The organism is Sulfitobacter aestuariivivens, from assembly GCF_014763045.1.
GTDB classification, from domain to species: domain Bacteria; phylum Pseudomonadota; class Alphaproteobacteria; order Rhodobacterales; family Rhodobacteraceae; genus Sulfitobacter; species Sulfitobacter aestuariivivens.
Genome location: NZ_JACTAG010000001.1, coordinates 1,368,289 through 1,388,053, shown reverse-complemented (window position 1 = coordinate 1,388,053; position 19,765 = coordinate 1,368,289). Strand labels below are relative to the sequence as shown.

17 protein-coding genes are annotated in these 19,765 nt (G+C 59.6%); 7 read left to right on the top strand and 10 right to left on the bottom strand.

Annotation, left to right across the window (positions count from 1 at the left end):
• Positions 1–180 precede the first annotated feature (180 nt).
• From ftsZ to H9Q16_RS06860, 5 genes are all read left to right on the top strand, one after another.
• Positions 181–1,785, top strand: coding sequence for a cell division protein FtsZ (ftsZ, locus tag H9Q16_RS06880; protein WP_191074586.1), 1,605 nt, complete (start codon positions 181–183; stop codon positions 1,783–1,785).
• Between the two features lie 283 nt (positions 1,786–2,068).
• Positions 2,069–2,992 carry a UDP-3-O-acyl-N-acetylglucosamine deacetylase gene (gene lpxC / locus H9Q16_RS06875; RefSeq protein WP_191074585.1) on the top strand — a complete coding sequence of 308 codons (924 nt, stop codon included), beginning with the start codon at positions 2,069–2,071 and terminating at the stop codon, positions 2,990–2,992.
• Between the two features lie 219 nt (positions 2,993–3,211).
• Positions 3,212–4,081, top strand: a complete 870-nt coding sequence (locus H9Q16_RS06870; protein ID WP_191075188.1) for an outer membrane protein assembly factor BamD — start codon at positions 3,212–3,214, stop codon at positions 4,079–4,081.
• A gap of 39 nt (positions 4,082–4,120) precedes the next feature.
• The gene (recN, locus tag H9Q16_RS06865; protein WP_191074584.1) at positions 4,121–5,770 is read left to right on the top strand and encodes a DNA repair protein RecN; all 1,650 of its coding nucleotides are present in this window, start codon (positions 4,121–4,123) and stop codon (positions 5,768–5,770) included.
• A gap of 90 nt (positions 5,771–5,860) precedes the next feature.
• The gene (locus tag H9Q16_RS06860; protein ID WP_191074583.1) at positions 5,861–7,546 is read left to right on the top strand and encodes a chloride channel protein; all 1,686 of its coding nucleotides are present in this window, start codon (positions 5,861–5,863) and stop codon (positions 7,544–7,546) included.
• A gap of 13 nt (positions 7,547–7,559) precedes the next feature.
• Here H9Q16_RS06860 and H9Q16_RS06855 read toward each other — a convergent pair whose 3' ends face one another.
• The 6 genes from H9Q16_RS06855 to H9Q16_RS06830 form a co-directional block, all read right to left on the bottom strand.
• On the bottom strand, positions 7,560–7,904 hold the full coding sequence (locus tag H9Q16_RS06855) for a DUF427 domain-containing protein (protein ID WP_191074582.1): 345 nt from the start codon (positions 7,902–7,904) through the stop codon (positions 7,560–7,562).
• Positions 7,905–7,937: 33 nt separating this feature from the next.
• A complete protein-coding gene (locus H9Q16_RS06850) occupies positions 7,938–9,728 on the bottom strand; it encodes an aminopeptidase P family protein (RefSeq protein ID WP_191074581.1) in 1,791 nt (596 codons plus the stop codon).
• A 41-nt stretch (positions 9,729–9,769) separates the two neighbouring features.
• Positions 9,770–11,647, bottom strand: coding sequence for a cobaltochelatase subunit CobT (cobT, locus tag H9Q16_RS06845; protein ID WP_191074580.1), 1,878 nt, complete (start codon positions 11,645–11,647; stop codon positions 9,770–9,772).
• Positions 11,644–12,585: a serine/threonine dehydratase gene (locus tag H9Q16_RS06840; RefSeq protein ID WP_191074579.1), complete on the bottom strand. Its 942-nt coding sequence runs from the start codon at positions 12,583–12,585 to the stop codon at positions 11,644–11,646. Before H9Q16_RS06840 ends, cobT begins: the two co-directional genes overlap by 4 nt.
• Positions 12,582–13,568, bottom strand: coding sequence for a cobaltochelatase subunit CobS (gene cobS / locus H9Q16_RS06835; RefSeq protein WP_191074578.1), 987 nt, complete (start codon positions 13,566–13,568; stop codon positions 12,582–12,584). Before cobS ends, H9Q16_RS06840 begins: the two co-directional genes overlap by 4 nt.
• Before the next feature lie 121 nt (positions 13,569–13,689).
• Complete coding sequence (locus H9Q16_RS06830; RefSeq protein WP_191074577.1) at positions 13,690–15,357, bottom strand: hypothetical protein; 1,668 nt, start codon at positions 15,355–15,357, stop codon at positions 13,690–13,692.
• Between the two features lie 153 nt (positions 15,358–15,510).
• Here H9Q16_RS06830 and H9Q16_RS06825 point away from each other — a divergent pair, with 153 nt between their 5' ends.
• Positions 15,511–15,972, top strand: coding sequence for a hypothetical protein (locus H9Q16_RS06825; protein WP_191074576.1), 462 nt, complete (start codon positions 15,511–15,513; stop codon positions 15,970–15,972).
• A 136-nt stretch (positions 15,973–16,108) separates the two neighbouring features.
• Here the strand turns inward: H9Q16_RS06825 and H9Q16_RS06820 are convergent, their stop codons facing one another.
• Positions 16,109–16,738 (bottom strand): J domain-containing protein, encoded by a 630-nt coding sequence (locus H9Q16_RS06820; RefSeq protein WP_191074575.1) that lies wholly within the window; start codon positions 16,736–16,738, stop codon positions 16,109–16,111.
• Positions 16,739–16,813: 75 nt separating this feature from the next.
• Between H9Q16_RS06820 and H9Q16_RS06815 the strand changes: the two genes are divergently transcribed.
• Positions 16,814–17,071, top strand: coding sequence for a BolA family protein (locus tag H9Q16_RS06815; RefSeq protein ID WP_191074574.1), 258 nt, complete (start codon positions 16,814–16,816; stop codon positions 17,069–17,071).
• Between the two features lie 9 nt (positions 17,072–17,080).
• Here the strand turns inward: H9Q16_RS06815 and H9Q16_RS20590 are convergent, their stop codons facing one another.
• The 3 genes from H9Q16_RS20590 to gatB form a co-directional block, all read right to left on the bottom strand.
• Positions 17,081–17,596: a hypothetical protein gene (locus H9Q16_RS20590; RefSeq protein ID WP_246455507.1), complete on the bottom strand. Its 516-nt coding sequence runs from the start codon at positions 17,594–17,596 to the stop codon at positions 17,081–17,083.
• A gap of 108 nt (positions 17,597–17,704) precedes the next feature.
• Positions 17,705–18,172 carry a thioesterase family protein gene (locus H9Q16_RS06805; protein ID WP_191074573.1) on the bottom strand — a complete coding sequence of 156 codons (468 nt, stop codon included), beginning with the start codon at positions 18,170–18,172 and terminating at the stop codon, positions 17,705–17,707.
• 35 nt (positions 18,173–18,207) lie between these two features.
• On the bottom strand, positions 18,208–19,719 hold the full coding sequence (gene gatB, locus H9Q16_RS06800; protein WP_191074572.1) for an Asp-tRNA(Asn)/Glu-tRNA(Gln) amidotransferase subunit GatB: 1,512 nt from the start codon (positions 19,717–19,719) through the stop codon (positions 18,208–18,210).
• Positions 19,720–19,765 lie beyond the last annotated feature (46 nt).

Here is a 19,765-nt window from a genome sequence, read left to right as displayed (position 1 = left end):
GAGAATCGCAAGATTTGCCCGGTTTGGCGAAATCTCGCGTAGAGAACCCGGCTTTATCCCCAGATTTGGTAGAATTTTGACGTTTTTTGGGTGACGCTACGGGTGGCAGACGTTAAGATTGTCGGAATTTAGCACGTAAAAACCTGTGGGACGCAGGACAACAGAACAGGCGGACAGCACATGACACTCAACCTCTCGATGCCCGGTCAGGAAGACCTCAAGCCACGGATCACCGTTTTTGGTGTCGGCGGCGCAGGCGGTAACGCGGTCAACAACATGATCGAAAAGCAGCTGGATGGCGTTGATTTTGTCGTGGCCAACACCGATGCGCAGGCGCTGCAGCAGGCGCGCGCGGACAACAAGGTGCAGCTTGGCATCAAGGTGACCGAAGGCTTGGGGGCAGGCGCCCGCGCGTCTGTTGGTGCCGCGGCTGCCGAAGAAAGCATCGAGCAGATCGTCGATCATCTGGCTGGCGCGCATATGTGCTTTATCACCGCGGGCATGGGCGGGGGTACCGGCACCGGGGCCGCGCCCATTATCGCACAGGCTGCGCGCGAACTCGGAGTTCTGACCGTTGGTGTCGTGACCAAACCGTTCCAGTTTGAAGGTGCCAAGCGGATGCGCCAGGCCGAGGACGGTGTCGAAGCGCTGCAAAAGGTGGTCGATACGCTGATCATCATTCCCAACCAGAACCTGTTCCGTCTGGCCAACGAAAAAACGACATTTACCGAAGCCTTCTCAATGGCTGACGACGTGCTGTACCAGGGCGTGAAGGGCGTGACCGACCTGATGGTCCGTCCGGGCCTGATCAACCTCGACTTTGCCGATGTCCGCGCCGTCATGGACGAGATGGGCAAGGCGATGATGGGCACGGGCGAATCCGATGGCGAAGATCGCGCCATTCAGGCCGCCGAAAAGGCCATTGCCAACCCGCTGCTGGACGAAATCAGCCTGCGCGGTGCCAAGGGCGTGCTGATCAATATCACAGGCGGCGAAGATCTTACCCTGTTCGAACTGGACGAAGCCGCCAACCGCATTCGCGAGGAAGTGGACCCAGAGGCGAATATCATCGTCGGGTCCACGCTGGATGAAGGTCTGGGCGGATTGATGCGCGTCAGCGTTGTCGCCACCGGCATTGACGCGACGGATGTGAACACCGAAATGCCCGTACCGCGCCGGTCGCTAAGCCAGCCCCTGAGCCAGCCGAGCGAAGTGCAGGACGACGCGCCCGCACCCGAAGCGGCCGTTGCCGCATCAACGCAGGTTGAACCTGCACAAGAAGCGGCGCGGGCGCCCACGCTCTTTGAAGAAATGGAGCCTCAGCAGGCCGAGGTCGCACAGGTCGACGACGACTTGCCGCCTCCTGCGTACCAGCCTCAGGTCGCCGCATTCGAGCCGCGTCGCGAGGAAAGCCTGGAAGCAGAGCCCGAAGAATATGTGGCCCCACGCGCGCCGGCACCCGGCACGCCATCCCCCGAGGCAATGGAACGTCTGCGCGCCGCAGCACAGCGCAGTGCGCCGCAGCAGCAAGCCGCCGCCCCTCAGCCACAGCCCGCAGCCGCACAAAGCCAGGGCGAGAAACCCCGGTTCGGCATCAACTCTCTGATCAATCGGATGACAGGTCAGGGTGACGGCGAAGCGCAGCAGCAACAGCCGCGCCCGGTCCGTCAGCAGCCGCCGGTGCAAAACCGCGCCTCGGCCGCAGCACCACAGCCACAACAGGACGTTAATGCCGACGAAGAGCGGATCGAAATTCCCGCATTCCTGCGCCGTCAGGCGAACTGAGGGCTGCAACCTCCCGTTTCATCAGCGCCGGATCAGTCTGTAACAAGGGGCACTGAACGTCGAAATCAGACCTGACGTGGTCACAATAATTTAGATAAGAGCCGCCGAAAGGTGGCTCTTTTTCCTTTATGGTCAAAGACTTCGCAGAGGGTCGGCGTATTTGTGCGCGATTGGCCACAACATGTTTCAGACCGTTACAAAGGTTGTGTTGCACGCTAACAGACCGCCCCCTACTTGTTGGATCAAGTTAGACACAAGTCTAATTCAATCAGAGGTGCGACCCGTGCAGACGACCATCAAATCACCGATCAGCTTCAGCGGCAAAGGCCTGCACTCCGGTGCGGCTGCGACGGTGACAGTGCGTCCGGCCGGTGCGTACCATGGTATCTGGTTCAAGCGGATCGACATCTCGCTTGGGGATCGTTTGATCCCTGCGCGGTGGGACGCCGTGAACCGGTCGCCTCTGTGCACCAAGCTTGAGAATGCCGCGGGCCTTTCAGTGTCCACGGTTGAGCATCTTATGGCCGCGCTGGCGGGATGTGGCATTCACAATGCGCTGGTTGAGATTGACGGTCCCGAAGTCCCGATCCTTGACGGCTCTGCCATTCCTTTCGTGCGCGGATTTGTTCAGCGCGGCCTGCGCCGCCTTTCCGCGCCTGTCATGGCCTTTGAAGTTCTTGAAACCGTGACGGTAACCGACGGTGATGCGACAGCATCCATCAGCCCGTCCGACACGCTTCGGATTGATTTCGAGATCGATTTTGTAGATGCCGCAATCGGGCATCAGCAAAAGTCGTTGGTAATGAACAATGGCTCTTTCGCGCGCGAGCTGTGTGACAGCCGCACCTTCTGCCGTCAGGCAGATGTGGATGCGATGCAGGCCAATGGTCTGGCACTTGGCGGCAACTCCGGCGAGAACGCCGTGGTCTTTGATGGTGATAAGGTGGTCAGCCCCGGTGGCTTGCGCCACGCCGATGAGCCTGTGCGCCACAAGATGCTGGATGCGCTGGGTGATCTTGCGTTGGCCGGTGGTCCTTTGCTGGGTCACTACAAAGGCAACCGTGCGGGTCACTCGTTGACCAACACCTTGTTGCGCAAACTTTTCGCCACACCGGGCGCTGTGCGGATGGTTGAATGCGACGCGTCCATGGTCGCGCGCCTGCCGGGTTCTGGCCTGGTGTGGGATGAGATCCCGCAAGTCGCCTGATCAGGCTCTCTTTCACATGCAAACCAACGCTTGCCTGCCATTGAGCTTGGGTGGGCGGCATTGTATGCCTTTGGCAACGCTCCGCAGGGACGTGGAATATGTCGCAACACAGCCGACACAAAAGGTGCATTCAGCGTTTTGCAATGCATTCTATTGTGTTAGCAAGGCATGAAGATGGACGAACGGGACGCAGGACGTGACGCAGCAAAGAGTGCAGGCATGAACGGTGCGAAGGCGCGGATGCGGGTGATCGGTGCGGTGGCGATTGTCGCAGCGCTTTCGGCGTGTGGCAGTCGCGATGCGGGCCGGACCACCGGGAGTTTCTTTAACCCACAAGAAATTCCGCTTGAAACCTATTCGGCTGAACAGATTTTTGAGCGTGGTGAATTCGAACTCACCCGGCGTCAGCCAGATCAGGCTGCCTTCTATTTCGCTGAGATCGAGCGCCTCTATCCCTATTCTGAATGGGCCAAGCGCGCGCTGATCATGCAGGCGTTTTCGTACCATCAGGATCAGGATTACCCCAACAGCCGGTCCTCTGCGCAGCGGTTCATCGATTTTTATCCCGATGATGACGATGCGGCCTATGCACAATATCTGCTGGCGCTCAGCTATTATGATCAGATCGACGAAGTGGGTCGCGATCAGGGCCTGACATTTCAGGCGCTGCAAAGCCTGCGTGAGGTGATCGAAGGATATCCCGACAGCGAATATGCCAAATCGGCGATTCTGAAATTCGACCTCGCATTCGACCATCTGGCGGGCAAAGAGATGGAGATCGGCCGATATTACCTCCGCCGGGACCACTACACCGCTGCGATCAATCGTTTCCGTGTCGTGGTCGAAGAGTTCCAGACCACAAGCCACACGGCCGAGGCGCTGCATCGTCTGGTCGAAGGGTATTTGTCGCTGGGCCTGAACGAAGAGGCGCAGACGGCGGGGGCAATTCTGGGCCATAACTACCAGTCCACGGACTGGTATGCCGACAGCTACAAGTTGTTGACCGGTCAGGGGCTCGAGCCCGCCTTCTTCAAGGACAATTGGCTGGCCGCGATCTATCGGCAGACCATCAAGGGCGCGTGGCTATAGCCCCGGTGGGCAGATTGCCCATCTTACGGACAGATCAAGATGCTGCGCGGGCTTGATATATCGAACATGCTGATCATTGACCGGCTTGAGCTTGCGTTCGAGCCTGGTCTCAACGTGCTGACCGGGGAGACCGGCGCGGGCAAGTCTATTTTGCTGGATGCTTTGGGGTTCGTATTGGGTTGGCGCGGTCGTGCAGATCTTGTGCGTCAGGGGGCGGATCAGGGCGAGGTGACTGCTTGGTTCGATCTGCCCGCGGGGCATCCTGCGGTGGCTGTTCTTGAAGACGCGGGTCTTCCGGTCGGCGAAGAACTGATCCTGCGTCGGGTGAACACAGCAGACGGGCGCAAGACGGCATGGGTGAATGACCGTCGGTGCTCAGGCGAGGTCTTGCGTGCTTTGTCCGAAACGCTGGTGGAACTACACGGCCAACATGACGATCGTGGACTGCTGAACCCGCGGGGTCATCGCGCCATTCTGGATGCTTTTGCGGGAAATGATGTTCAGCGCACAAAGGTGCGCAAGGCCTGGGCCACTTTGGGGACTGCGCGAAAGACGGCAGCGCAGGCAGCAACAGCGCGCGATGCCATCAAGGCCGAAGAGGAATATCTGCGCCACGCGGTCGCTGAGCTTGATCAGCTTGATCCGCAAGAGGGCGAAGAGGCCACGCTGGATACCCGCCGCAGGCTCATGCAGGGCGCTGAGAAGATCCGCAGTGACGTGGTCAACGCTTACGAGCTGCTGGGGCAGGGCGGGGCGGAAACGACTCTTGGGGACGCACTGCGGTGGTTGGACGGTGTTGCGGACAAGGCCGAGGGAACTCTGGAGGCGCCGATGGCAGCGCTCAATCGCGCCATGGTCGAACTGGACGAGGCGATGTCAGGCGTTACCGATGCTATTGAGACGATGTCATTCAATCCCATCGACCTGGAGGAAACAGAGGAGAGGTTGTTCGCAATCCGCGCGCTGGCGCGCAAACATGAGGTGGCCCCGGACGATCTGGCGGGATTCGCAAGCACGCTGAGGTCAAAACTGGAGGCGCTGGATGCAGGCGAGGCCGAACAGGCAGCCCTTGAGGCCGCTGTCAGAGAGGCGCAATCGGCCTATGATAAAGCGGCCGAAACCCTGAGCATGTCGCGACAAAAGGCAGCCCGGCAGCTTGACACCGCCGTCACCGCAGAGCTTGCCCCTCTCAAAATGGAGCGCGCCGTTTTCTCGACACAGATCACAGCCTCAGACCCAGGAGCAGACGGCATCGACGAGGTATCATTTACGGTGGCAACAAATCCAGGCGCGCCGGCCGGGCCACTGGGCAAAATTGCCTCAGGGGGGGAGTTGAGCCGGTTTCTGCTGGCCTTGAAGGTGTGTCTAACCCAAGGACAGGAAGGCCTTTCGCTGATCTTTGATGAAATCGACCGCGGCGTGGGCGGGGCGACTGCAGATGCGGTCGGGCGCAGGCTGTCCGATCTTGCTCAGGGGGGGCAGGTGCTGGTTGTCACCCATTCGCCTCAGGTTGCAGCCCTTGGCACGCACCACTGGCGGGTTGAGAAAGCCGTGCGCAAGGGCGTGACGACCTCTACCGTCATGCCGCTGTCAGCACCCGAACGTGTTGATGAAGTTGCGCGGATGCTCTCTGGAGATGTAATCACCGATGCCGCCCGCGCAGCGGCTGAGGCTCTTTTGGCAGGTTGAGATCGAAAATGCGGGAAAAACAATCCATTCGCCCGCATTCTTCAGATCAGTGCCTTGACCCGCACCTGCCAGCGGACTGATCATTGTTCCATGGCTGACCCCACCCCTTCCTTTTTGTCACAACAACTGACCATGGCCATGGCATCGTGCAGGCATGGGCTGAAGGTGTTGCGCAAGAAAGGGCCGGACAAGGTCACCTTCTGGTTCATTGCGCTGGTGATCGGGATCGCGGCAGGCTTTGCCGCGCTGTTTTTCCGCAAGGGGATCGAGGCGCTGCAGGCCTGGCTTTACGGCACCGAAGACGTTCAGAATCTTCACAGTTTTATCACCGGTCTCGATTGGTACTGGGTTGTGGTCATTCCCACGATTGGCGGATTGGTCGTGGGCCTGATCCTGCATGTCTTTACCAAGGATGGCCGGGCCCGATCTGTGGCGGATGTCATTCTTGGTGCGGCGATCCATGATGGTCGGGTGGAAACGCGGGCGGGCCTTGCCTCGGCGTTGGCGTCAATGATCACGCTCAGCACGGGTGGATCATCAGGGCGCGAGGGGCCCGTTGTCCATCTTGCCGCTGTTATTTCAACCAAGGTCAACCGGTGGATCAATGCTGATGGCATCACCGGCCGGGACCTTTTGGGCTGCGCTGTTGCAGCAGGTGTTTCTGCCAGCTTCAACGCCCCCATTGCAGGCGCGCTTTTTGCATTGGAAGTGGTGCTGCGGCACTTTGCGGTGCATGCCTTTGCCCCCATCGTGATTGCATCCGTTGCAGGCACTGTGATCAACCGCCTCGAATATGGCGGGGTGACGGAATTTGCCCTGCCGACCTACGGGGATCTGCAGTTCTACGCCGAACTGCCCGCTTTTCTGCTGCTGGGTCTGACCTGTGGTCTTGTTGCCGTGCTTTTGATGCGCGCGATCTTCTGGGCTGAGGATTTCGGCAATCATGTACAGGACCGAACTGGCTTGCCCCGCTGGCTGCGGCCGACGATCGCGGGCATGATCTTGGGCATCATTGCCCTGTGGTTCCCCCATATCATCGGGGTCGGATACGAGACCACGTCGATGGCCCTTACCGGTCAACTGGCCCTGCACGAAGCGATTGTCTTTGCCGTGCTGAAGGTCGCTGCGGTGTCGATCACACTTGGCGGGCGCATGGGAGGGGGGGTGTTTTCCCCGTCCTTGATGATTGGTGCGCTGACGGGGCTAGGCTTTGGCCTGATTGCAACGGGGGTTTTCCCCGATGTCTCAGGCTCGTCGTCTCTCTATGCCCTTGCTGGCATGGGGGCGGTTGCGGCGGCGGTGCTGGGGGCGCCCATCTCAACCACGCTTATTGTCTTTGAACTGACCGGCGACTGGCAGACCGGGCTTGCCGTGATGGTTGCGGTCAGCATGTCCACGGCGCTGGCGTCGCGCATTGTGGATCGCAGCTTCTTTCTTACACAGATCGAACGTCGCGGTATTCATCTGGCTGCAGGGCCACAGGCGTATCTGCTTTCGATGTTCGCGGTGGCGCGGATCATGCGGCGTCCCGATGATCCGCGAGCCGCCCCCGAAGCGCGCTGTTGGGAGTTGATTAATGACGGAACATACGTTGATGGAACGGCCACGCTTGAAGTCGCGATGCCCATTTTTGATCAATCGGTTGAACGGTTTATCCCTGTTGTGACGTTGTCACCGAATGCGCCGCCCGAGCTTTTGGGCGCTCTCTTTCACGTCGATGCGCTGAAAGCCTACAACCGGGCCTTGGCCGCAACGGCAGCCGAGGAACATTCCTGACGGTGAAACAGGTTCAGATCTGTTCGACTGCTACTTCGTCAATCGGATAGAAGGCAAGGTGGCCCTTGATCTCGGCGACGTCTTCGGACGGGTTCTCGTAGGACCAGACCGCATTTTCCAGCTTTCGGCTCTTCGTGACGACGGAAAAGTAGTTTGCATCACCCTTGTGCGGGCAGTGGGTGGTTTTTTCCGTCGCGTCGAGGAAGGCCATCGCGATGTCACCGCGCGGGAAATAGATCACCGGATCATAGTCACCTTCACGCAATTCCAATGCATCATTGGTTTCGCCAAGAACGGCGCCGCCTGCGCGCACTGACCAGGTGCCGTCAGCCTTAGTGATGGTGATATGATCGGCCATGAACGCGCCCCTTCTTTGGTGGTGCGCCTGAAATCAGATTGGCACCGTTGCGGCATCCAACCACAGTTTTGCATCTGGTGATAGACGGGGACCGATCTTTTCTGCAACCCCTGCATGGTAGGCGTTCAGCCAATCCCGTGCGGAGGTGTCCAGCATCTCTGTGACAATCAAGCGGCGGTCGATTGGCGCAAAGCTCAGCGTTTGCCACTGCAACATCTTGCGGTGCGCATCCCCCCCCTCCAATTCTGGCGCATCGCGCACCACCAGCAGGTTCTCGATGCGGATGCCAAATGCGCCTTCGCGGTAATAGCCCGGCTCATTCGACAGGATCATGCCCGGCTCAAGGGACACATCGCTCAGCCTGCTCAGGCGCTGGGGCCCTTCGTGCACACTCAGATACGCGCCGACGCCGTGACCCAACCCGTGATCAAAGTCCTGCCCCGCCATCCAGAGCGGCAGGCGCCCCACGCATTCGATGTCCCGGCCCGCCAACCCAACGGGCCAGCGCAAGCGGGACATGGCGATCATGCCCGCCAACACCCTTGTGAAGGCCGCGCTGGCCTCTGGCGGCGGCGCGCCGATCGGGATTGTGCGGGTGATGTCGGTGGTGCCGTCGAGATATTGACCGCCTGAATCCAACACCAGCAACTGACCTTCCTGCAGAATGCTGTCCGTCTCTTCGGTGACGCGGTAGTGCATGATCGCACCGTTGGGGCCGGTGCCGGCAATGGTTTCGAATGAGATATCTCGCAACGCATTATCGCGCCGCCGTGCTGTCTCTAACTGCGTGACCACCTGCGTCTCGGTAACTGTGCCCGGGGGCTGTCCCTCAAGCCAGCACAGTACTTCCACCAGCGCCGCCCCGTCCCGCAAGTGCGCGGCGGCGGCGCCCGCAATCTCAGCCTCATTCTTGCGCGCCTTCGGAAGGGCGCAAGGGTCATCGCCCCATACCTTCCTGTCATCCAATCTGTCGGCGATAACGACCGGCACCGACAATTTGTCCAGTCGCACGGGACCGTCAAGGCCATCCAGATAGCTCAGCAATTCCGACGGATCACGCACTGAAACCTCATCGCCCAGGTGATCATCAAGCCCTCCGACCTTGGCCGCCGCAACAAAGGCATCGACCACGCCTGACTGGTGCAAAACCGCAAATCCATGAACCACCGGATTGCGCGGAATGTCACTGCCGCGGATATTCAAAAGCCAGCACAGGCTGTCGGGCAGGGTGATCACCGCCGCCGCCTGACCTGCGTCCCGCAGCACCGCTCCCACTTTGTGTCGTTTCTCTGCGTGGCTCTCTCCAGCAAATTGCAGCGGATGTACCTTGGCCTGCGCCATCGGCGGCGCCGGTTGGTCCGCCCATATCCGATCAACCAGATTGGTGCTTTGACGCAGAGTGACACCGGACCCCTCAAGCACAGCTTCGGTCTGGGCGATCTGACCCGGTGTGTGCAACCAGGGGTCAAACCCAACCACGCCGCCCTGCGGCAACTGCTCTCTCAACCATGCGCCCAAGGAGATCTCTGGCCACGGCACAGGGGTAAAGGCTTCGGCTACCTGCGTCTTGACCTGGGTGCGGTACCGACCATCGATGAACACACCGGCAGTCTCAACCAATGCCGCGCAAAATCCCGCGGACCCTGTAAATCCCGTTAACCAGGCCAAGCGTTCATCACGCGGGGCCACATATTCACCCTGATGCGCATCTGCGCGCGGTATCACAAACCCGTCCAGCCCCTCTTTTTGCATCTCGGCACGCAATGCTAACAGCCGGGGCGGACCTTGCTCAGGGCGGGCGCTCACTTCAAAGGACTGGTACATGGACCCCTTTCAATATTCCTCAAATATGCAATTCCGACGGCTCAGCCCGCGCGGCGCATGCCCATGACACGGGCCCGGGCGCGGGGATCACTGTCAAAGAGTGCGGCCAGTTGTTCGGTCATGGCCCCCGCCAGCTGGTCTACATCCGTGATCGTAACCGCGCGGTCATAATACCGGGTCACATCATGGCCGATACCGATCGCAAGCAGCTCGACCGCCTTGCGTTTCTCTACCATCGCGATCACGTCGCGCAGGTGTTTTTCCAGATAGTTTGCGGGATTTACGGACAAGGTTGAATCGTCTACAGGCGCGCCGTCGCTGATCACCATCAGGATCTTGCGGGCCTCGTGACGCGCCATCATACGGCGGTGCGCCCACTCCAGCGCCTCGCCGTCGATGTTTTCCTTCAGCAGCCCTTCTTTCATCATCAGCCCCAGATTGGGCCGGGTGCGACGCCAGGGGGCATCGGCAGATTTGTAGATGATGTGGCGCAGATCGTTCAGACGGCCGGGCTGGGCCGGGCGGCCGTCGTTCAGCCAGGCTTCGCGGGCCTGTCCGCCTTTCCAGGCGCGGGTCGTAAAGCCCAGGATCTCGACCTTCACATTGCACCGCTCAAGCGTGCGCGCCAGTACGTCCGCGCAGATAGCGGCAATCGAAATGGGACGCCCCCGCATGGAGCCCGAATTGTCCAACAGGAGTGTCACGCATGTATCGCGGAACTCTGTGTCTTTTTCGACCTTGAAGCTCAGCGGTGTTGTCGGGTTTGCCACCACGCGTGCCAATCGGCCTGCATCCAGCATGCCTTCTTCAAGATCAAACTCCCATGCCCGGTTTTGCTGCGCCTGCAACCGGCGTTGCAGCTTGTTCGCCAGCCGGCTGACCGCACCTTTCAAAGGCTCCAGCTGCTGATCGAGGTAAGCGCGCAGGCGTTCCAGTTCGACCGGTTCGGCCAGTTCTTCGGCACCGATCACCTCGTCATGGGTGTCCATGTAGACCAGATAATTCGGGTCCGCGTCCGACACATGTTGGGGGGCGGGCGGCTCCATCGGGGCGTCGCCTTCGGGCATGTCTGCCTCTTCGCCCAACTCCTGATCAGCCATGTCATCCATGGAGACCTGCGCCTGGCTCGCATCCTGCTGCTCATCCTGAGACTGCTCGGGCGACCCTTCGGCCTCTTCGTCGTCCTGGTCATCCTGACCGGTGCTGTCCGGATCCTGCTCTTCTTCGCTGCCTTCCTCGGCCTCGTCATCCTGATCTTCGTCGAGCTGGTCGGGGTCATCACCCAACTGATCACCATACCCAAGGTCAGAGATCATCTGCCGGGCAAATCTGGCAAAAGCAGACTGGTCTTCCAGAATATCATCTAGGTTTTCCAGTGTGCCACCGGCCTGATCCTCAATGAATCCGCGCCACAGCTCCATGGCGTTTTCAGCGCCCGGGGGCAGATCGCGCCCGGTTGCCAGATGCCGCACCAGATAACCTGCGGCCGTCGCCAGCGGCACGTCAGAGGCCTGTTTGGCCTGATCATAGCCTTTGCGCAGCGCTTCGTGCTTGATCTTGACGTCGATGTTGCCCGCAGTGCCGGGCATGTCGCGGGCACCAACGGCTTCACAGCGGGCCGTTTCCATTGCTTCATAAAGATCGCGCGCCATATCGCCTTGTGGCGCATATTTCGCATGGGTCTGGCCATTGTGATAACGCCGGTTCAGCGCGAGCGCATCCGCTGTGCCGCGCGCCAGAAGCACTTCCTCACGGGTCATGCGGCGTGATACCTGCGGCAGCCGCATGCTGTCACCGGACAAGCCCGATGGGTCCACCGAATAGCTGACAGTCAGATCAGGATCGTTCGCCATCACCTTGGAGGCTTCGGCAAGGGCTTTTTTGAACGCGTCTGCAGGATTGTCAGATGGTTTGCTCATACTGCATCCCCTTCGAACCAGTTCGGCTCTGCGTTGCCTCCGCATATCACAACCGCGACGCGTTCGTCTTTTGCCGGTACGTAACCGCCAGATGTCAGAGCGGCCAGTGCGGTGACCCCGCCGGGTTCGCAGACCATCCGCGTTGCGCCCCAAAGGCGGCGTCCGGCTTCTATCACATCCGCGTCAGCCACGACCACGTTTTCGGCGACATGGGCCCGGATGAGGTCGATGTTCAGATCACCGATGCTGGACGCCCCAAGCCCACTGGCTGAGATGCCGCTGGCACTGAAATTCGGAGACAGCGTGCCTTTGAGGGTTTGATCAAGAGTGGACGTCAGTTTGGTTTCTACCGCGACGACCTTGGCGTGGCCACCGAACCATGCTGCGACCCCGCCAATCAGCCCGCCGCCGCCCACGGCAACAAGCACCGTGTCGATACCGTTCAGCTGCGCGTCCATTTCAAGTGCGAGGGTGCCTTGACCGGTAATGGTGCCGGGGCTGTCGTAGGGATGCACCGCCAACGCCCCGGTTTCTTTGGCATAATTCGCGTATGCGCGCACGGCGTCGTCAACATTGCCCTCGGTCACGATGACCTCTGCGCCGAAATGGCGCATCCGTGCCAGCTTTACTTCCTTGGCAATCTGAGCGGGTACAAAGACCGTTGATTTGGCCCCAAGAGAGGTCGCTGCATAGGCAACCGCGGCGCCATGATTGCCGCCTGAGATGGCTACCGCGCCGGCGGCGGGCAGATCAGCGCCCATCAGCGAATTGAACGCGCCACGCACCTTGAAAGAGCCGGTGATCTGCGTGTGCTCAAGCTTGAGCTTCAGCGGATGATCCAGCCCCAACGCGCCCGTTTCGAGCGAAAGCACAGGCGTGCGGCGGATGTGGGACCGCACCCGGTCGCTGGCCGCTGTTATCTCGGCCCGTCCGATCATCCCAGACTTACGCTCGCCGCGCTTTCGGGCAGTTCTTCGTCAAACAGGCGCTGATAGAATTCGGCCACCGTCTGACGCTCAAGCTCGTCACATTTGTTGAGGAAACTGAGGCGGAAGGCATAGCCGACGCTGCGGAAAATTTCGGCGTTTTGAGCCCATGCGATCACCGTTCGCGGGGACATGACGGTAGAAAGCTCACCGTTCATGAAAGCTGTCCGCGTAAGATCGGCAACCGTCACCATCTGTTTGACGGTTTTGCGGCCTTCGGCGGTGTTATAGTGCGGGTTCTTTGACAGAACGATGGCCGTCTCTGCGTCGATGCTGAGGTAGTTCAGCGTCGCCACCAGCGACCAACGGTCCATCTGACCTTGGTTAATCTGCTGGGTGCCGTGATAAAGGCCCGTCGTATCGCCCAGGCCGACAGTGTTGGCCGTAGCGAAAATGCGGAAGTAGGGGTGTGGCTCGATCACCTTGTTCTGGTCCAGCAGCGTGAGCTTGCCGTCGACTTCAAGCACGCGCTGGATCACAAACATCACATCAGCGCGGCCCGCATCATATTCGTCGAATACGATCGCTGTTGGGTTGCGCAGGGCCCAGGGCAGAATGCCTTCCTGAAAGTCGGTGACCTGTTTGCCATCGCGCAGTTTGATCGCGTCCTTGCCGATCAGATCAATCCGGCTGATGTGGCTGTCAAGATTGACGCGCACACAGGGCCAGTTGAGATGCGCCGCGACCTGTTCGATGTGCGTCGATTTGCCCGTGCCGTGGTAGCCCTGGATCATGACCCGGCGGTTGTGGCTGAAGCCGGCAAGGATGGCCAGCGTCGTGTCAGGATCAAACTTGTAGGTGCTGTCCAGATCGGGCACACGGTCCGAGCGGTCGGCGAAACCCTTGACCTTCATATCCGTGTTGATGCCGAATACATCGCGTACACTGATTTCCTGAGTGGGTTTCATGTCGATGTCCAACGCGCCGTCCGCCATGGTCTGGTCCTTTGTTCGTGTCGCCTTGCGGCGATGTTTATCCGCCTCTCGTGCCTCATTCGTACGAGCGGTGCAAGGGTTGGCTGATTGGTTTGTTCACCCTTAAGTCCAGTTAAATGGTTCAGCCTGCTGCCATGGCAACCTGTGCGCATCCACAGGCGGCTTTCACGGGTCTGTCTGCACGTGCCTCGGCAAGATCAAGCCGCAATTTGATGTGAGCCATCTCGGCCGTTTTTTCCTGCGCCTGCAGGCAATCATGCAGCCCGCGCAGGGCCCATACGTTATCAGGGTGCACACAGGCGCGGGGCAGGCCGGGTGCAAGCCCGAGATCCTGGCGAAAGACATCTTCAGCCTCTGCATGGTGGCCCTGTTCGAACAATAGCGCGCCAAGCGCGTGACGCGTTGGCTGCATCCAGCCCCATGGCTCATCGTAGGGCAGGGCATCATCCAATGTGACCGCGCGCCGCAACGCCGCAAAGGCAGCGTCGTAGTCAGCCTTGCGATAGGCCAGTTCCCCCTCCAGCATGGCACGTGCGATATCCAGCAGGTCAACGCCCGTGACATTGTGCATCAGGCGGCTTTCGGGCACGCGCGCCGCAGCGCCTTCGAAGACGGCCACCTGCGCTTCGGCTTCATCTACCCGGCCTAGCGCCGATAATGCCAATCCGCGCGCATATTCCAGCATGGCATTGGTGAAGCAATAAGTGTCCACGTCATCTGGCGCAGTCAGGGTGAGGATTTCGTCCCACATGCCAAAACGGATATAAACGTGCGGCTCAAAGCTCATGTAGGTTTCGAAAAAGTCGGCCATGGGCGGCGATTTGATTTGCATCAACGCATCGGGTGTTGTTGCCCTGATCCCCTGAACCGCCCGCATCGCGGGGGCAAACTGCCCCATATAAAGGGCACCGGCGATGACGAAATGGTAGTTGTGCTGGCGATACCCGGTGTAGATGTTGAAGGCACCTTCGGCCTCGAAATACTTCAAATCCGCCTCGATCCCTGCCTCATTCCAGCGCACAACGTTCTCGTAGTGGCCGCACAGCACGTCGATATGCGTGGGCATATGCACAAGATGACCTGCATCAGGCACAAGCCTGCGCAGTGCGTCAGAGGCAGGCAGAGCCTTTTCGGGGGTCGGGGACATTTCCATCAGGTGAATGTAGAGATGCAGAACGGCCGGGTGTTCCATCCCGCCGGGGCGCGCCATCTGCGTCTCAAGGACGTCCCGACATTCCACTGTGGCCGCACCGTCTGCCACCTGATCGCGCGCGACATCCCACATTTGCCATGGCGTCAGGGTTAACAGGCTCTCTGCAAACAATGCAGCAATGTCCATATCTTCAGGGAACTTTGCGTGGGTGCGGCGCATTGTATCTGCAAAGGCCTGATCCCAGCTTTCCATGACCTCCAACGGGGCGACCTCGCGTTGTGGATAGCGGTCGTTCAATGCCTCAACCAATGCCACCTCGGGAGCGGTGAGATGCGATTTATGCGACAGAGCGTTTTGAGTGGCATCGAAGGCTTGCGCCAGTGCATCAGCAAGGCCGTCTTCATCGTAAAGACACCATGGCATGTTGTAGTTGGGCCCCGCGGCATAGGCCAAACCCCAATTTGCCATCGCACAAGTGGGATCCGCTTGCGCGGCGCGCGTGTAGCAGGCGATCGCCTCTTTGTGGTTAAAGCCAAAAGTCCAGTTCAGGCCGCGATCAAACCACACCTGGGCCTCTGCGCTTGGTGTGGATACGGGCCGCGTGTATCGGCCAAGGTCATATTGGTAGTCTGTCATGTTCTGTCCCCCAGTGCATGCAGAATGGCCCGGTGCGCATGACTTGCCTAGTCCAAATTTCCCCGTTCCGGTCTGCACAAGGACTGCGAAAACAACCCCAAGTGGCTGCACACGCGACCGCCATAATGGATGCATCATGAACAGGAGAACGACATGAGCATAACATCCATCCAGCAGCGGTTCAGCGTGGCGGCGGCCATCGGGGTTTCAGGAGGATTGGTCGCGGCAGCCATCACGCAGGCTGATCCGACCTTTCGCGGCGATCTGGGATTCTGCCGCTGTGCCGCGGCGGGGGCCTTTGTGGCGGGACTTTTGTTGGCCGGTGGATTTGGCCGGTCAGGGCTTTGGGGGCTGGGGATTGCGGCGCTGACCTTTGTAGGGGCGACACTAATGGGGGCCGTCATTGCCGTGATGCTGTTGCCGGTAGAAGCCTTGATTGCAGATCTCGGTCTGCGGGATCTGGCCGTGTCGATCTCGGGCATGGCGGCCATCGCGCCGATTTTCGTGGTCGAGATGGTCACCAGCAAGGGGGGTGTTTTATTGCCCTGGGCCGCAAGCGTGCTGGGCATTCACCTGATCGCAATGGCCATGCGCGCAAGGCCCGCGCGAGGTTAGGCAAGCGGCACCGGGTCTAGCATCACCAAAGGTCCGGTCCGTTTCTTGCGATATCGCCACGCGGACGACTTTCCCCTGAGAGAGAACCAAAGAATACAGAGCCTGACGCGCCAGCCCCGAAACCTGCGGCGTTGCGTCAGTCTTTGAAGTTGCGGCTTGCCTTGATCTGGTCCCAAGCCCAGACAACTTCCTGCAATTGCTCTTCTTGCGAGCGGTCCCCGCCGTTCATGTCCGGGTGCAGTACCTTGATAAGCGCCTTGTAGGCCTTGCGGACTTCTGGCTTGGTCCAGTTGTCCTTGGCCTCAAGGATCTCTATGGCGCGGCGTTCTGTGGGGGGAAGGCGACGGCCCGCAGAGCCGCCATTGCGACCGGGATTTTGCGTGGCGTTCTTGCCCAACACCTGATGCGGGTCCTCGATGCCAAGCCGTGCCCATGCGCGGGCTTCAGGATCGCCAAGTGGCTTTGTCTTGCGTTCCCAAACCTTGTCTTCTGACAGTTGGGCGTTCATCTCGGCCTCTGTCGTGCCGTCGAAGAAATTCCACTTCAAATTATATTCACGTACATGCTGCTGGCAGAACCAGAAATAGTCGTCCAGCACGTCCGGGGCCTTGGGCGCGCGGAATTTTCCGGGTTCTTCGCAGCTCTCATGATCACAGATGCGGGTCGACGTCTCGGACGCACCAGACATCCCCCGTCGACCGCGTGGGTTCTTTTTCTTGGCAGACGACACAGACATGTCAAAACCGAAGGGATCAGACTTGGGCATGGATAGGGACCTTTCCGACTCAGGCCGGTCAGTTTAGACGAGGCAGAGCGAGATTGAAGGGGGTGCGGCCAAAAAATGACCAAGACCGAAGAGATTATTGCCCGGCTGCAAGATGCCCTGGCACCAAGCGAACTGGAGGTGGTCGATGATAGTGAAAGTCATCGTGGCCACGGCGGATATCAGGAGGGCGGCGAAAGCCATTACAATGTGCGCATTCGATCCGCCACCTTCAAGGGGATGAGCAGGGTTGCGCGGCATCGCGCGGTGCATGCGGCACTTGGGCCGGATTTGTTGGGGCGGATCCACGCGCTGGCATTGGATTTAGATGTTTAAGCGCGGCGCTTAAGTCTCTGTTTCAGCGTTTTTTTGCGGCTTCTTCTTGTCAGCAAAAGTCACGTCGCCCTCGTCGGCGGCGTCTACATCCTTCGCGTCGTTGTCGGGTGTTTTTTCAGCCTCTGCTTCATCACCGGCAAAGGTATTCGCGCTAGCCGAACCCGTTTCCTTCAGAGGGGGTTCGGCGCGCGTCTCAGTCGGCGTTTCTGCGGGGACGTCGGGCTCCGCCGTCGCGGGTTGGGCGTTGTCCGGGGCAGGCAGCAGTTCGGGCTGAAACGCGTCGGCCTCATTTTCGCGCAACCGCCGGAATACCAGCATGTTGCGCCATTCCGTCGTGGTGCCTGTCAGGCCAGCGCGCTCAAGCGATGGTAAAGTTTCAGCGCGCTGATATTCCCAGCCATATCCTGAAAGACCATTCATGAGCTCTTGGATGGCATGGGCAAATCGGGCTTCCGGCCCGCGCACCCCTTTGACCTTTATGCCCTTGGTAGGGGCGGGAACAACCTTGTACTCATAACGGGGCATGGGATGGCCTTTGGGTTGGATTGGCGGCGGTTTAGCAAAAGCTGCTGTCGGATAAAAGGGGCAGCGCTGGTTGTGCGCCGACTGACCTGGCGGGCAGGCGCAGAGGGATTATCGCTTGATTCCGATCTTGCGGCCTACGCGCTCAGGCCGGGGCAGGTGGGCTTGGGCTCTTTGCATTTCAGTCAGTTTCGCCAGAATGGCGTCGGGCATGGGTGCGACGCGCGGACCGGATTGATCCACGTGCAGTGTCAGCCCTTCGGCGGTCGCTGCAAGCCAGCCATCCTTGTGCCAAAGCTCCTGATACGAATGGAACCGCTTGGTGTCGAAATCAACAAGCTGGAATGTGACATAGACCTCGTCATTTTTGTGCAGTTCGCGCAGATAGCAGACGTGGAATTCGGCCACATAAGTGGTGCAGCCCGTTTTTTGGTAGTCAGGCCCGAAACCGATCCAGGGGTACAGTTGATCGACCGCCGTATCGAACAGGACGTTGTAATAGGCCATGTTCAGATGACCGTTGAAATCAATCCAGTCGGGGCGGACAACCATCGACGCGGAACGGTGGGGGGATTGCATTGCGACGCTCCGATGGTACGCGGGGTTGAGGTTGATCAACCGTTCAGTTTCTTGGCCACCAGTTGGTTGACAGCTTTTGGGTTTGCCTTGCCGCCAGTGGCTTTCATCACCTGACCCACGAACCATCCGGCCAGTTTGGGGTTCTGCTGTGCCTTGGCGACCTGATCGGGATTGGCTGCGATGATCTCGTCCACGGCAGCCTCAATGGCGCCAGTGTCTGTGACCTGCTTCATGCCACGGTCTTCGACAATCGCGGCTGGGTCTCCGCCTTCGGTGTAGACAATTTCAAAAAGATCCTTGGCGATCTTGCCGCTGATGGCATCGGAGGCGATCAGGTCGATCACGCCGCCCAGTTGTGCCGGGCTGACCGGACTGTTCGCGATGTCTTTTTCGTCTTTCTTCAACCGGCCGAAAAGTTCGTTGATGACCCAGTTTGCAGCCATCTTTCCATCGCGACCCTGTGCTACGTCTTCAAAGTAGCCTGCAGAATCGAGATCGGCGGTCAGCACGGAGGCATCATAGTCGCTGAGCCCGAAATCGCGCACAAAACGCGCTTTTTTGGCATCCGGCAGTTCGGGCAGGCTGGCGGCGATGTTGTCGACCCAGTCTTGTTCGATCTCCAGCGGCAGCAGATCAGGATCGGGGAAATAGCGGTAGTCGTGCGCCTCTTCCTTGGAGCGCATCGACCGTGTTTCCTGTTTGTCGGGGTCATAAAGCCGTGTTTCCTGATCGACCGTACCGCCACCTTCGACGATCGCGATCTGGCGGCGTGCCTCGACTTCAATCGCTTGCTGGATGAAACGCATGGAGTTCATGTTCTTGATCTCGCAGCGGGTGCCCAGATGGGAGAAGTCCTGCGTTTCCTCATAGCGCTCGTAATCGCCCGGGCGGCAGATTGAGACGTTGACGTCCGCCCGCATGGCACCCGACTGCATGTCGCCATTGCACGTGCCCAGATAGCGCAGGATCTGGCGCAGCTTGGTGAGGTAAGCGGCGGCTTCTTCGGGGCCGCGGATGTCGGGTCGCGAGACGATCTCCATCAGGCAGACACCGGTGCGGTTGAGATCCACAAAGGACATGTTGGGGTCCATGTCATGGATCGATTTGCCCGCGTCCTGTTCCATGTGGATGCGCTCGACCCGCACCAGTCGTGCTGTGCCGTCGCCCATTTCGACCAGGACTTCACCTTCGCCAACGATGGGCTCGTAAAGTTGGCTGATCTGATAGCCTTGTGGCAGATCCGGGTAGAAGTAATTCTTGCGATCGAAGGCGGATTTCAGATTGATCTCGGCTTTCAGTCCCAGCCCTGTCCGCACGGCCTGTTCTACGCAGTATTCGTTAATCACGGGAAGCATGCCTGGCATGGCTGCGTCCACGAAGGCGACGTTTGAGTTGGGTTCTGCGCCAAATTTGGTGGACGCCCCCGAGAAAAGTTTCGCGTTGGAGGAGACCTGCGCGTGTACCTCCATGCCGATGACCAGTTCCCAGTCGTGCTTGGCCCCGGCGATACGCTTGGGTTTGGGGGTGTCGTAAGTCAGATCGAGCATGGGAACCTCGTGCGGCATCGGCTGTTGGCTGCGGTCTTAGGCCAGC